The organism is Streptomyces sp. LS-MS-L19, from assembly GCF_058382285.1.
Map to the genome: position 1 here is coordinate 7,793,319 of NZ_JBYCLL010000001.1, position 13,228 is coordinate 7,806,546.

11 protein-coding genes are annotated in these 13,228 nt (G+C 68.7%); 1 reads left to right on the forward strand and 10 read right to left on the reverse strand.

Translation table 11 applies throughout. From position 1 onward, the window contains the following. Positions 1–23 precede the first annotated feature (23 nt). On the forward strand, positions 24–347 hold the full coding sequence (locus tag AC2XR2_RS34750; RefSeq protein ID WP_381300078.1) for a hypothetical protein: 324 nt from the start codon (positions 24–26) through the stop codon (positions 345–347). Positions 348–359: 12 nt separating this feature from the next. Here AC2XR2_RS34750 and AC2XR2_RS34755 read toward each other — a convergent pair whose 3' ends face one another. The 10 genes from AC2XR2_RS34755 to AC2XR2_RS34800 all read right to left on the reverse strand — a co-directional run bounded on the left by AC2XR2_RS34755 (position 360) and on the right by AC2XR2_RS34800 (position 13,213). Beyond that, positions 360–1,004, reverse strand: coding sequence for a hypothetical protein (locus AC2XR2_RS34755; RefSeq protein ID WP_449349363.1), 645 nt, complete (start codon positions 1,002–1,004; stop codon positions 360–362). Positions 1,005–1,096: 92 nt separating this feature from the next. Next, positions 1,097–1,897 carry an ABC transporter permease gene (locus AC2XR2_RS34760; RefSeq protein WP_356464931.1) on the reverse strand — a complete coding sequence of 267 codons (801 nt, stop codon included), beginning with the start codon at positions 1,895–1,897 and terminating at the stop codon, positions 1,097–1,099. A 4-nt stretch (positions 1,898–1,901) separates the two neighbouring features. Then, positions 1,902–2,705, reverse strand: a complete 804-nt coding sequence (locus AC2XR2_RS34765; protein WP_491517202.1) for an ABC transporter permease — start codon at positions 2,703–2,705, stop codon at positions 1,902–1,904. 1 nt (position 2,706) lies between these two features. Beyond that, on the reverse strand, positions 2,707–3,702 hold the full coding sequence (locus AC2XR2_RS34770; protein WP_330263668.1) for an ABC transporter ATP-binding protein: 996 nt from the start codon (positions 3,700–3,702) through the stop codon (positions 2,707–2,709). Positions 3,703–3,841: 139 nt separating this feature from the next. Continuing rightward, positions 3,842–6,706: a glycoside hydrolase family 2 TIM barrel-domain containing protein gene (locus AC2XR2_RS34775; RefSeq protein WP_491517203.1), complete on the reverse strand. Its 2,865-nt coding sequence runs from the start codon at positions 6,704–6,706 to the stop codon at positions 3,842–3,844. 27 nt (positions 6,707–6,733) lie between these two features. Beyond that, a complete protein-coding gene (locus AC2XR2_RS34780; RefSeq protein ID WP_491517204.1) occupies positions 6,734–7,600 on the reverse strand; it encodes a carbohydrate ABC transporter permease in 867 nt (288 codons plus the stop codon). Beyond that, positions 7,597–8,565, reverse strand: coding sequence for a carbohydrate ABC transporter permease (locus tag AC2XR2_RS34785; RefSeq protein ID WP_381300084.1), 969 nt, complete (start codon positions 8,563–8,565; stop codon positions 7,597–7,599). Before AC2XR2_RS34785 ends, AC2XR2_RS34780 begins: the two co-directional genes overlap by 4 nt. Positions 8,566–8,585: 20 nt before the next feature. Further along, positions 8,586–9,851 (reverse strand): ABC transporter substrate-binding protein, encoded by a 1,266-nt coding sequence (locus tag AC2XR2_RS34790; protein ID WP_449349360.1) that lies wholly within the window; start codon positions 9,849–9,851, stop codon positions 8,586–8,588. A gap of 231 nt (positions 9,852–10,082) precedes the next feature. Continuing rightward, positions 10,083–11,927, reverse strand: coding sequence for a glycoside hydrolase (locus AC2XR2_RS34795; protein WP_491517205.1), 1,845 nt, complete (start codon positions 11,925–11,927; stop codon positions 10,083–10,085). Between the two features lie 35 nt (positions 11,928–11,962). Continuing rightward, complete coding sequence (locus AC2XR2_RS34800; protein ID WP_491517206.1) at positions 11,963–13,213, reverse strand: ROK family transcriptional regulator; 1,251 nt, start codon at positions 13,211–13,213, stop codon at positions 11,963–11,965. Between the last annotated feature and the right edge of the window lie 15 nt (positions 13,214–13,228).

The window sequence follows — 13,228 nt, forward strand, 5'->3', positions numbered from 1 at the left end:
AACGGACCGAGCACCGAGGTGACATGCTTCTCGACATGGGGTCGCACACGAGTCGCACGAAGTGCTTTCCGCGTCTGGGGGACGTCTGTCCCGATCTCGTGGAGGACGTCGTCACTCTGCTGCGGGAGGCGTCTCCGGGAGATCCGATCGCAGACTCGATCGCCGACCTGCCCTTCCACGGTGTACGCCGTGGCTATGTGCTGACCTCTCCCGAGGGAGCGCCTACTCCGTCAGTCATGGAGCTGGAGCGGGGAGATGAGGCGGTCTTCCTGGTGGGCATTGACCCTTCCCACTCAGTCGTCACCTGGGTCGATGTTCTCGACGGCCGCGACTTGCCTTCGCGCTGAACCCCTGGCGCCCTACCTCACCCGCTTCGCGAGACGGGTTCGCCTTGCCCGGTCGATTCGGTCGGGTCCGGCCTGCTGGCGTTCCTCGGCGAACTTGGCCCAGTCCTCAGGCCGCACCACCAGCAGTGTGTCGCTGCCGGGTACGACGACCACCCCGCCGAAAGGCAGGTCCCCCGCGAACCACACGCCGTCTTCAGCACCCTCAGGCCAGCGGTGCCGCTCCAAGGCGTCAACAGCCCGCATGAGCGGCGACCTTCCGCGCTCGTCAGCCTTGACCCGCACCGTGAAGACCGTGCCGTACTTCGTCCGGCTCTCACTCTTCTTGGACATACCCGAGCGGAACTCGAGGGGGTACTCCCTCAACACCCGCCTGCACCTGCCGAGTGACAGAAGAGCGAAGGGAAACCTGTAGGCCATCAGGACAAACCCCAGGACCCCCGCCACGGTCAGCACGGCGAGCACGGGCGAGTCCCAGGTCCCCGTCCTGGACAGCACCACCGGTGTCGCACTCAGCGCCCCGAAGAGGACGAGACGGAGCAGAAAGGCCCGAACCAGAAGGACGTAGTTGCGCTTCAGCAGTCGGTCCACCTCCGCGGCTCCGGGTGGACTCGTGGCCCCAAGAGTGCCTGACATCATCTTTCCTTCCAGCTCGACCACGGCCACGGATCATCCCAAGGGGTTCCTCACCTCGGCAGGGGCGTCGCTTCCCTCCCTAGGGCCGATGGATGTGCCGCAGCCGGCGGTGAGGGTCAGCCGTTGATCCCCGCATAATGCCGCAGGCTCCACCGCCACAGCACCCGGGATCCCAGATACGCCGCCACCCCCACCAGCGGTGACAGGGCCGCCAGCCAGTACGGGGCGCCCGTGTCGTGGGCGTGGCCCGTCAGGACTGCTGCGGGGAAGTAGGCCACGAAGGCGAGGGGGAGGCCGTAGGTGAGGAGGCCGCCCACTGCTTTCGGGAGGACGTTCAGGGGGTAGCTGCCGAAGGTGCCGAGGAGTTCCTCCAGCCAGCGGCTCCAGTAGTCGGCCGCCGGGAAGCGCAGGGCCGCGCAGGTGACCGCCGTGAACAGGGCCGCCTCCAGGAACATGCCGCCGATGATCGCCGCGATGAGGTAGGAGATCCGGCCCGGCGTCCAGTCCAGCTGGCTGCGGCTCAGGGCGCCGACCATCAGGCCGACCGCGACCGTCAGGTCGCCCAGCGCGTTCGTCGGGAAGAACTCCAGCTGGAGCTGGCGGTGCACCGGCATCGGGCGGGTCAGGTAGATGTCGATCCTGCCCTCCTGGATCTGCCGGCCGGAGCCGTGCACCCGGCCCAGGAACAGGACGAACAGGCCGTGGGCGAGCATCCGGGTCGCCGGGATCAGCAGGACCTCCGAACTGTCCCACCCGCCCATCCCGGTGAACCGGGTCAGCAGCACCGTGGCGAACACGATCACCGACACCTGCCAGATCGCGCCGATCGCGATCATCAGCAGGAACTCGGTCCGGTACTCCAGCTGCGCACGGAAGTTGAGACGCGTGACGCGCCATGCGATGCGGACGGCGTTCATCGGCTCAGCCTCCCTGGGAGATGACACGGCGGGCGGCCCGCCGCCACAGAAAACGGGTGAACAGGGTGAGCGCCACCACCCAGAACGCCTGGATCGACAGTTGCGAGACGGCGTCCGACAGCGGGATGCGGCCTATGTAGATCGACAGCGGCACGCTCAATGTCGCCTGGAACGGCAGGAATCCGCTCAGCGTGATGAACCAGTCCGGGAAGAACCACAGCGGCGCGTACACCCCGGACAGCAGGTTCTGCGCGAAGATCAGGATCAGCATCGCCGCGTTGTTGCGGACGGTCCAGAAGCACAACTGGTCCAGCAGCAGCATGACGTTGTAAAGGACCACCTGGCCGAGGAGGAGGCTCAGCACGAACACCCCGGCCACGGCGGCCGACCTGGGCGGGTCGACCACCCCCGCCGCGAGACAGACCAGATAGCCGCCGAGCGCCCACGCGAAGCCGTACACCTGCTCGCCCAGCGCCCGCAGGGCGTGGTAGCGCTGCGGCGGCAGCGGGCGCAGGTACCAGTAGACGATCGTGCCGAAGTGCATGTGCTGGAGCACGGTGTCGCGGCCCGCGTACTGGTCCAACTCCCGCAGCCGGGAGGCGAGTACGGCGAGGACGGCGTACGAGACCGCCTGGCCCTCGGCGAGGCCGGCGGTGGTGCCGGTGTGGGAGTACAGGCCGTGCCACAGGGACGCCACCAGGATCACCTGGACGACCAGGCGGACCAGCACGGCGGTCATCCGGGGCGGCGCGTGCAGCTCACCGAGCGGGGTGACGCGCGCGGCGCGCCAGGCATGCAGAACGGCCACCTCAGACCGCCTCTACGTGCACGTACGCCGCCCGCATCACGTCTTCCAGGTCGGCCTCGTCGATGGCGACGCCCGTCACCTCGTACCGCTCGATGACCGCCTTCAGCGCCTGGTGCACGGTGGGGGAGTCCGGCCCCTCGGGCCCGAAGACCACCTGCGGTCCGTCCTTCTTCAGTACGGCGATCCCGGGCAGCGGCGATACCTCCGTGTGCGCGTCCGCGAGCGTCGCCCTGACCTGCCAGGTCGAGCCGAACTTGCGGCGGATCTCGTCGAGGCTGCCGTCGAGGACGAGCCGTCCGTGGTTGATCAGGACGACCCGCTCGGCGAGCCGCTCCACCTCGGTCATGTCGTGGGTGGTCAGCAGGACCGTACGGCCCCGCTCCTCGACCTGGTGGCGCAGGAACTCCCGCACCTGTTCCTTGACCACCACGTCCATGCCGATGGTCGGCTCGTCGAGGAAGACCACCGGCGGGTCGTGCAGCAGCGCGGCCGCCAGGTCGCAGCGCACCCGCTGGCCGAGCGAGAGATGGCGGACCCGGGTGTCCCAGAACGTGGACAGCTCCAGGATGGCGTCGAACTCCGCGAGGCGCGCCGCGTGTTCGGCCTTCGGCACCTCGTAGATGTCCCGGAGGATCGAGAACGACTCCCGCACCGGCAGGTCCCACCACAGTTGGGTGCGCTGGCCGAAGACCGCGCCGATGTTACGGGCGTTGCGTTCCCGTTCCTGGTACGGCACCACGCCCGCCACCCGGGCCTCGCCGGAGGTGGGCGTGAGGATGCCGGTGAGCATCTTGATGGTGGTGGACTTGCCCGCGCCGTTCGGGCCCAGCAGGGCGAGGAGTTCGCCGGGCGCCACGTCGAAGGTGATGTCCGAGACCGCGTGCTTGGCGACCCGCTCGGGGTTGACCAGGGAGCGCAGGGTGCCGGCGAGGCCGGGGCGGCGGACGGTGGTGTGGAAGGTGCGGGACAGGCCGCGGACCTCGATGCTTCCGGGCATGCTGTGAACTCCGTTGCTGGGAACAAGAGTTGCGGCCGGCCGGCTTGGAGGGCCGACCGGCCGCGGGTACACCATGACCGTCCCAGAATGTCGATCAATCGGGCAATGGATTAATCGATCCTTGAATTGGACTAATCGATCACCCGGAGATCTCCGAGAAGACGAACGAGAACTCCGCCGGCTCGGCGAGCAGGTGGTACTGCGGCAGCACACCCGGACCGCAGGACGCGGTACCGATGCCGTGGTGGCGGTGGTCCAGGTTGACCCACACCGTCTCACCGGCCGTGAGGTCGGTCAGGTGCGTCGCCGCGTCCAGCTGCTCGGTCGTCCAGCGCCGGGCCGTGAAGGAGAACTCCGGGTCGCCCTCGATCCTGAGGCCGCCCAGCTCCACCCAGCGCACGTCGGCGCGGGCGCCGTTCTCCTGCGGGCGCAGGTACGGCGTCTGGAGCTCGTCCACGCTCGCGCTCCAGCGGCCGACCATGGAGGCCGCCCGGGTGTCCGGGTACGCCTCGCCGGGACCGCCGCCGTACCAGCGCACGTCGTCGGCCGCGGACAGCCCGAGCCGCACGCCGAGCCGGGGCAGCGGCACCTTCCACTCGCCCTCGGGCGTCACGGACACGGTCAGCTGCAACCGCGAGCCGTCCGAGGTCCACCGGTACTCGGCGGCCAGGCCCACCTCGCGGGCGGCGGGCGCCACCCGGGTGCGGACGACCAGCGCCTGGGACTCCAGCTCCACCCCGACCAGGCGGTGCCGCATCCGGTGCAGGCCCAGGGTCCGCCACAGCGTGCTGTAGCGCAGCCCGGACTTCCACTCGGTGCCGTCGTCGTTGTCGGTCGTCGCCCGCCACACGTCCAGCCGCGGGTTCTCGACGGCGACCCCGCCGATCGTCCGCAGCGCGCCGGTACGGGCGTCGAAGGCGGCCGGGCCGAGCGTGATCAGCTGCTCACCGCGCTCGGGCCGGGCGGAGGGTGCGACGGAGGGCCGTACCCCCGAGGAAGCGGGGAACTGTCCCCACGCGATGACGTGGTCCTTCGGCGCCCAGGCGGTGTCGCCCGCGAGGAGCGCCCGTACGGTCCACTGCGCCTCCCCGGAGGCGTGCGCGGGCGGCTCGGGCAGCTTCACCTCCGCCGACTGCCCGGGTGCCAGCGCGGGCACCGCCAGCGTGCCCGCCTCGACCGTCTCGCCGTCCACCTGGTACGACCACTCGAAGGCGAGGCCGGACAGGTCGGCGAAGTCGTACTTGTTCGTCACCCGGACCGTGCCGTCGGCGCCCTCGAAGGACACCGGCTCGATGACCTTCTTGTACTCCAGGAGGCCGGGGGAGGGCGTGCGGTCCGGGAAGATCAGGCCGTCGCAGACGAAGTTGCCGTCGTGCAGCTCCTCGCCGAAGTCGCCGCCGTAGGCGTAGCCCAGCTCCGGGTGCCTGACGCCGTGGTCGATCCACTCCCAGATGAAGCCGCCCTGGAGCCGCTCGTACTTCTCGAAGAGCTCCTGGTAGTCGGCGATGCCGCCGGGGCCGTTGCCCATGGCGTGGCCGTACTCGCACTGGATGAACGGCAGCTCGCGGCGCCCGAGGGTGCCGCCGTCCAGCTTTCTGCCGATCTGCTCGACCTCGGCGTGGTCGGCGTACATGCGGGAGTAGACGTCGGTGTCCCGGCTGTTCCAGTCGCCCTCGTAGTGCACCAGGCGGGAGGAGTCACGGCCGTGGATCCACTCGGCCATCGCGGTCAGGCCGCGGCCGGTGCCGGCCTCGTTGCCCAGGGACCAGAAGACGATCGAGGGGTGGTTCTTGTCCCGCTCGACCATGCGGGCCGCGCGGTCCAGGAGGGCCGGGGTCCAGCGGTCGTCGTCGACGGGGTTGTCCCGCCACTCCTGCTCGGTGAAGCCGTGGGTCTCCAGGTCGCACTCGTCGATGACCCACAGGCCGTACTCGTCGCACAGGTCCAGGAAGGCCGGGTGCGGCGGGTAGTGCGAGGTGCGCACGGCGTTGATGTTGTGCCGCTTCATCAGCAGCACGTCCTCGCGCATGGTCTCCAGGTCGAGCGTACGGCCCTTCTCCGGGTGCCACTCGTGCCGGTTGACGCCCTTGAACAGGACCGCCTTGCCGTTGACCTTGATCAGGCCGTCCTCGAGCGCGACCGTGCGGAAGCCGATCCTGAGCGGGATCCGCTCGCCCTCCGTGACCAGCTCGCCGTCGTAGAGCCGGGGGCTCTCGGCGCTCCACGGCGCCACCAGGGCCGTGACGGACTCACCGGTCGCGACATCGATGTCGAGGGCGGGCACCAGCACCCGCCCGTCGACGTCGGAGTCGACGCGCAGGGTGCCCTCGCCCGTGAGGTGGTCGTAGGAGGCGTGTACGAAGAAGTCCAGGGCGCTGCCCGCCGGGCGGTGCAGGAGCGTCACCTCGCGGAAGATGCCCGGCAGCCACCACTGGTCCTGGTCCTCCAGGTAGGACCCGGCCGACCACTGGTGCACCCGGACCGCGAGGACGTTGCCCTTCGGCTTCAGCAGATGGCCCACGGCGAACTCGTGCGCGAGCCGGGAGCCCTTGAACTCGCCGATGTCCGTCCCGTTGAGCCAGACCCGGGCGCACGACTCCACGCCGTCGAACCGGACGACCGCGCCGCCCTCCGAGGGCCAGTCCTCCGGCAGGTCGAAGACCCGCAGGTGGTCGCCGGTCGGGTTCTCCGTCGGCACGTGCGGCGGGTCCACCGGGAACGGGTAGAGGTGGTTGGTGTAGATCGGCAGCCCGAAGGCGCCGTCGCCCTGGAGGACCCAGTGCCCGGGGACCGCGACCTCGGCCCAGCCGGCGGCGTCGTATCCCTCCTCGGCGAAGGATTCGTCCTCGGCGTCGGCGGTCGCCGACAGGCGGAAGCGCCAGGTGCCGTCGAGGGACAGGGTCTTCGCGTCGGAGGAGGCGTACCAGGCGCGGGGCGGGAGGGCCCCGCTGCCGGGTGAGACGTCCTCGACGTAGTCGACGGCCGGGGTCGTGCGGAAAGACATCGGTCTCCAGGTCTTGAGAGAGGGGCCTCAGCCCTTGATGCCGGTCTGCGCGATCCCCTGGACCAGCCAGCGCTGGAGGAAGAGGAACACGAACACCAGGGGCAGGATGGAAATGGCCGTGGCCATGAAGATCAGGTGGAAGTTGACGGTCTGGTTGGTCATGAAGGAGGACAGCGCGATCTGTACCGTCCAGGAACTCGGGTCCTGGCCGATGACCAGGGGCCACAGGAAGGAGTTCCAGGCGCTGATGAACGTGATCGTGGCGATGGCCGCGAAGAAGTTCAGCGAGTTGGGTACGACGATCCGCCAGTACGCGCCCCAGTAACCGAGCCCGTCCACGCGTGCCGCCTCCTCCAGCTCCTTCGGGAATCCCAGGAAGTACTGCCGGAACAAGAAGCAGGTGAAACCGCTGAACAGACCCGGGATGATCAGGCCACGATACGTGTCCACCCAGCCCAGCGAGGAGACCAGCACGAAGCTCGGGACGAAGGTCACGGCCGTCGGGACCATCAGGGTGGCGAGGACGGCGTAGAAGACCTTGTTGGCGTGCTTGTAGGGGATGCGGGCCAGGCCGTAGCCGGCCAGCGAGCAGACCAGGAGGGTGCCCGCGGTGGTCGAGACGGCGACGACCAGCGAGTTCATCATGGACTTGCCGAACTCGACCGTGGGGTCGTTGAACAGCTCGGAGATGTTGCCCCACTGGAAGGAGGGCAGCACCTTCCAGTTCTCGCCGGTGATCTCCAGGTCCGTGGACAGGGCGTTGCGGAAGATCAGGTAGAACGGGATCAGGAACAGCACGGCGGCGACGCCTACGGCGATGTACAGCCCCGTGTTGCCGAAGACGCCCCGGCCCTTGTCGCGCTGCTTGCCGGCCGGAGGAGTGGTGGTGGTCACTTGGAGTCCTCCCCCCTTCCGAAGCCCATGAACTTGCCCTGGATCAGGGTGACGAGGCAGATCAGCAGCGACAGGATGACCGCGCCGGCGCTGCCCGCGCCGTAGTCCTGGCTGGTGCCGAGGGCGGTCTTGTAGAGCTCCATGAGCGGGGTCTGGGCCCAGGTCGCCTTCTGCCCGATGATGTTGAAGAACTCGTCGAACGCCTGGTAGGCCGCGATGAGCAGCAGCAGGATCACGGCGGTCGAGGTGGCGCGCAGCTGCGGCAGCGTGATGTACCGGAAGGTCTGCCAGCCCGGCTTGGCGCCGTCGATGGCGGCGGCCTCGTACAGCTCGGCCGGGATGTTCTGGAGCGCGGCCAGGAACAGGATCATGTAGAACCCGGACTGGATCCACAGTCGCAGGGTCACGATGACCAGCCAGTACCAGGGCGGGCTGGGGTTGGCCAGGTAGGCGATGTTGTCCACGCCGAACCAGCCGAGGACGGTGTTCATGAGGCCGAAGCGGACACCGCTGAAGATGGACATCTTCCAGATCAGCGCGGCGGCCACGTAGGACACGGCGGTCGGCAGGAAGAACACCGAGCGGAAGAACGCCCGCATGAACCGCAGCCGGTTGACCAGCAGCGCGAGCCCCAGCGAGAGCGCCCAGGTGGTCGGCACGATGAACGCGGCGAACACGGTGAACGTCAGCAGGGAGTCCGGGAACTCGCTGTTGGTCAGGATCTGCGTGTAGTTGTCGAAGCCGACGAACTTGCTCGGCGTCACGGTGTACCGCGCGTCGAAGAAGCTGAGCCAGATGCTCCAGAAGATCGGCACGAAGACGAAGATCACCAGGCCGATGAGGAACGGCCCGGTGAAGAGCCAGAAGTTGACGGTCGCGTTGCCCCGCAGGCCCCGCCGCGGCCGGGCCGGGGAGGCCTTGGCCGGGGCGGGCTGGGCGACCCCGCGCGTGGTGGTGGTCGACATGACGTGTACTTCCCGGCGGCCTAACCGAACAGCTTCTTGAGCTCGACGTTGACCTTCTTGTCGCAGGTGTCGAGCGCCGCCTCCGGGTCGCCGTTCTTACGGACGGAGGACGAGATCACCTCGGCGAACGCGGTCTGCATCGTCTGGTCGTAGGCGATGTTGTCGAAGTGGCCGTAGTCGGTGAAGAGCTTCACGCCCTCGGCCGGCAGGCCCGACTTCAGCTTGGTGGCGGACTCGGCGATGGAGGTGCGCGGCGGGATGTGGAAGCCGTACGAGGTCGCCCAGTCCTCCTGGTACTTCTTCTGGTCGATCCACAGCCACTTGACGTATTCCTTGGCCGCGTCGACGTTCTTGCCCTTGGCGTTGACGAAGATCGACCAGCCGCCGTTGTAGACGGACTGCTTGCCCGCGGACCCGATCTTCGGGAACGGGAAGATGCCGAGGTCGTCGCCGAGCGCCTGCTGCATGGCCGGCATGGACCACATGCCGCCCCACTGCATGGCGCACAGGCCCTGGTTGAGCGAGGACGGGTCCCAGAAGTCGGTCGGGGCGTCCAGGAGCACGTTGCCGCTGGTGAACAGCTGGCGCAGCTTCTTGAGGCCCTCGACGACGCCGTCCGTGTGGTAGGCGATCTCGTTCTTCTCGTTGATCGTGTCGGCGCCGGCGGACCAGATGATGACGTTCTGGATCGCGGTGAAGTCGTTGCCGAGGAACGCGCCCTTGACCTTGCCGGTGGTGAGCTTGGCGGCGGCCTCGATCAGCTCGTCGAGCGTGGTCGGGACCTCGACCTTGGCCTTCTCGAACATCGACTTGCGGTAGTAGAAGAACTGCGGGTCGTCGATCATCCGTATCCCGTAGATCTTCCCGTCGACCGTGTGGGACTTGATGTCGTTCGGGTTGAAGTCGTCCTTGACCGGGTCGATCAGGTCGGTCAGGTCGGCCACCTGGCCGCTCTTGACGAGCTGGAGCTGCGGGTGGAACTCGAAGACGTCGGGCGCCTTCTTGGTGAGCAGGGCCGCGAAGAGGGCGGACTCGAAGTTGTTGCCGGTGATCCAGTTGGTGCTGACGTCGGCCTTCTTGTACGCCGCCGCGTACCGCTTGATGGCCTGCTCGGTGCCCGCCTCGCCGTAGGCGTGGAAGTACTGGGTCAGGGCGGTGCCCGAACCCGAGCCGCCTCCACGGCCGTTGTTGCCGCCGCACGCGGCCAGTCCGCCGGCGGCGGCCAGACCCATCGCGGCCTGCAGAACGTTTCGACGGTTCCAGTTGATGTTGCTCGATGCCGACATGCTGACGTCCTTGTCTCGAATACGGCTTGCGGCTCTGCGCCTTGGCTCTGCGGCTCAGTGCCAGGTGGCTCAAATGCTGTAGCGGTGCGGGGACGTTAACCTTCGGCTAAGGCTTCGGCAAGGGGTTGGACGAAGTCTGTACGAAGCGTTGTAAGCGTTCGGGATACCGGACGCTCCGGGGTCACGGGCCGCCGCACCAGCGGCCCGCAACCCCTTTGCGGATGGGATGTGTTACTGCCTGGACCAGGCCTGGTTGGCCCCGCCGTTGCAGGTCCACAGGCCGACCTTGCTGCCGTCGGCGGTGGCTTGTCCGCCGACGTCCAGGCACTGGCCGGACGTCTCGCTGACGACCTGGCCGTTGGAGTTCAGCAGCCATCGCTGGCTGCCGTCACGGGTGGGCTCGGGGCTTGTCACGAGCCCCGAACTCCCCGCCGTCAGATAGCCGTTCGCGCCCTTCAGGCGGCCCTTCGCGTCGTACGACCACACCTGCTCGGCGCCGCCGGTGCAGCTGCTGATCGCCGCCCCCGAGGGGTCCGCGGTCAGGCACTTGCCGGACTGCCTGCCCTGGAGCGCGCCGGTGACCGCCGAAGTGCCGTGGCCCTTCTGGTCGAGGACGTACGTCGTGATGGACCGGGCCGGCAGGGTCGCCGACGCCGTGCCGCCCTCGACCGCGGGCTTGGCGACGTTCGCCCAGCTCTCGGTCGCCGAGGTCCGCACGGCCTTGCTCGCGCGCACCGGCGCCTTGCTGTTGAAGTGCAACTGGAGGGCCGTGTCGGTGGTGTTGTGGTTGTTGACCACCACCACCCACTTGCCGTGGTCGTCGTAGGTGGACACCTCGACGCCGGCCGGCACCCCGGTCACGTTGTGGGCGACCGAGCCGGGCCGGACGAACTTGCTGTACTGGCCCAGCGCGTAGTAGCGCTTGGTGAAGTACAGGGTCTGGTTGCCGTTGGTGGCGTAGTCCGGGTCGTAGTAGATCAGACCGTCGTTCCAGCCCTCGCTGTTGCGGGCGAGCGGATCGCTGCCGATCATCTCCGACAGGGCAACCCACCACTGGAACGCCGAGTCGTGCGCGGTCGCGAAGTCCTTGTAGATGATCCGGGACAGGTTCAGACCGCCGTCGATCGTGGGGTCGTACTCCTGCGCCCAGCCCGTGCCGCCGTTGCCGAAGCAGCAGATCTCCGTGGACCAGGACTGCTTGCCGACCGACCTGGACGTCTCGTAGATCTTCGCGCGCTGGTCGTCGCCCGGGTTGTTGTACGTGTGGTGGGCGAGCTTGTCGACGTACTGGGCGGTGCCCGGCTGCGAGATCCACTGCGGGACCTCGGTGTTGAAGTTCACCGTGGAGCTGGACTCGTCCGCGATGATCCCGGTCCGCTGGTGCCGGGCCTGCTGCTCGGCGCCCAACGCCCGCACGATGTCGTCGCGTTGGTCGACCGGGACCAGCATGCCCTCCTGGCCGCAGTCACCGAAGCTGTTGGTCGGCTCGTTGAAGGGGCTGATGTAGTCGAACTTCACGCCCTGCTCGGCGAAGTGGGCGGTGACGTCGGCGACGTACTTCGCGTAGTCCTGGGTGTTCTCCGCTTTCAGATAGCCGCCGCAGCTCAGACCGTTGGTCTTCCACTGCGCGGGCGCGCTGTTGACGAAGGCGATCAGGTCCTTGACCCCGTACTTGGCGGCCGCGTACAGGAACGTGCGGCCCGCCTTGTCCTTGCTCCAGTCGTACGACCCGTCGTCGGTCAGAAAGTCCTCGGGGGCGCGCGGCGCGTAGGTGACGCCGGTGCCGCCACCGCCGATGTTGTAGCGGTAACTGCTGAGCGCCAGGCCGTCCTTGGAGAACAGCAGCTTCGCCACCCGGGCCTGGACCTTCGGGTCGAAGTTCTTCAGGTCGTTGACCCACCAGGCGCCCGAGGCACCGATGTTGTCGATGGTCTGGGCGGCGTGCGGGGACACCTCGGCCACCGTGGGGGTGGCGGCCGAAGCGGGCGGGGCGGATATCAGGGGACCGGCGACGGCCAGCGCGGCTGCGGCTGTCAGCAGGGCCGATCTCCTGCGGTGGGGGTGAGTCACGTGCATCCCTTCCGTCGTCATGAAGGCGGTGCTGTGTACGGCTACTGGCGAGCGTTGTGAGCCTTGCTCGGCACAGGGGTGGTGCGCTTTGTTGCGGACCTCTGCCCAACCGACTGGAGCGCCCCTTCGAGCGCGAACGTCGCTGCGCCCAGGCACACCGGGTCCGTGGGGATCGGGGAGAGGACGATCTCGGTGGCGGCCATCGGCCGGGGCAGCGCGTGCCGGGCGACGGCCTCGCGCACCTCCGCGACCAGGGGCTCGCCGAGCGCGGCCGCGACCCAGCTGGCGAGCACGACCACCTCGGGGTTGAACAGGTTGACCAGGTGCGCGATGGAGGCGCCGAGGTAACGGGCGGTGTGCCGGACCACCTCGACCGCCACCGGGTCCCGGGTGAGCATCCCCCGGGCGAGCGCCGCGACGGTCGCCGTCTGGTCGCCCGGGTGCAGCAGTTCGCTGTCCGGGCTCAGCTCCCGCAGGTTCAGCATGATCCCGGGGGCGCCCACGTACGACTCCACACAGCCGTGGTTGCCGCACCGGCACAGGCGTCCGTCCAGGACGATCGTGTTGTGGCCCCACTCGCCCGCGCTGTTGGAGACACCGCGGTGCAGTGCCCCGCCCAGGATCAGTCCGGCGCCGACGCCGGTACCGAGGTTGACCACCACGGCGTTGACGCTGCCGCGCGCGGCCCCGAACCACAGCTCGGCCACCGCGGAGGCGCGCAGCGGGTTGTCCAGGTACAGCGGGTAGGCGATGTACTCGGAGAGCAGGTCGAGGAGCGGCACGTCGTGCCAGTCCCAGTTGGGCGCGTACTCGGAGATGCCGGTCGCGCGGTCCACCTGGCCCGGCACGCTGACACCGACACCGAGCACGCGGGCGCCCTCGATGCCGGCCTGCGCGACCACCGAGCCGACGGCGGCGGCGACATGCGCGACCACCTGCTCGGGCAGGCTCTCGCCGGGGCGGACGTCCTCCTCGGCGCGGGCCAGGACGTTCAGCGCGAGGTCGAACAGCTCGACATGGACGTACGTCTCCGCGATGTCCACGCCGATCAACGCGCCCCCCGACGCGTTGACGGCCACGAGCCCCCTGGGACGCCCGCCGGCCGACTCCTCGAACCCGACCTCCGTGATCATGCGCAGGTCGAGCAGCTCGCCCACGAGCGTGGCGACGGTGGCCAGGCTCAGCCCGGTGGCCGCCGCCAGCTCCTGCCGGGAGGTGGGCGACTCGGCGATGATCTGGCGCAGCACCTCGTAGCGGTTCGCGGTGCGGATGTCACGTGAAGTGCGCTTCACCAGGGCCGACCCCCA

What these genes read in the sequence shown, in the direction of transcription:
- AC2XR2_RS34785 (WP_381300084.1), bottom strand. Translation starts at nt 8,565, where the DNA reads ATGTCGACCACCACCACGCGCGGGGTCGCCCAGCCCGCCCCGGCCAAG.
- AC2XR2_RS34770 (WP_330263668.1), bottom strand. Translation starts at nt 3,702, where the DNA reads ATGCCCGGAAGCATCGAGGTCCGCGGCCTGTCCCGCACCTTCCACACC.
- AC2XR2_RS34760 (WP_356464931.1), bottom strand. Translation starts at nt 1,897, where the DNA reads ATGAACGCCGTCCGCATCGCATGGCGCGTCACGCGTCTCAACTTCCGT.
- AC2XR2_RS34790 (WP_449349360.1), bottom strand. Translation starts at nt 9,851, where the DNA reads ATGTCGGCATCGAGCAACATCAACTGGAACCGTCGAAACGTTCTGCAG.
- AC2XR2_RS34795 (WP_491517205.1), bottom strand. Translation starts at nt 11,927, where the DNA reads ATGCACGTGACTCACCCCCACCGCAGGAGATCGGCCCTGCTGACAGCC.
- AC2XR2_RS34775 (WP_491517203.1), bottom strand. Translation starts at nt 6,706, where the DNA reads ATGTCTTTCCGCACGACCCCGGCCGTCGACTACGTCGAGGACGTCTCA.
- AC2XR2_RS34750 (WP_381300078.1), top strand. Translation starts at nt 24, where the DNA reads ATGCTTCTCGACATGGGGTCGCACACGAGTCGCACGAAGTGCTTTCCG.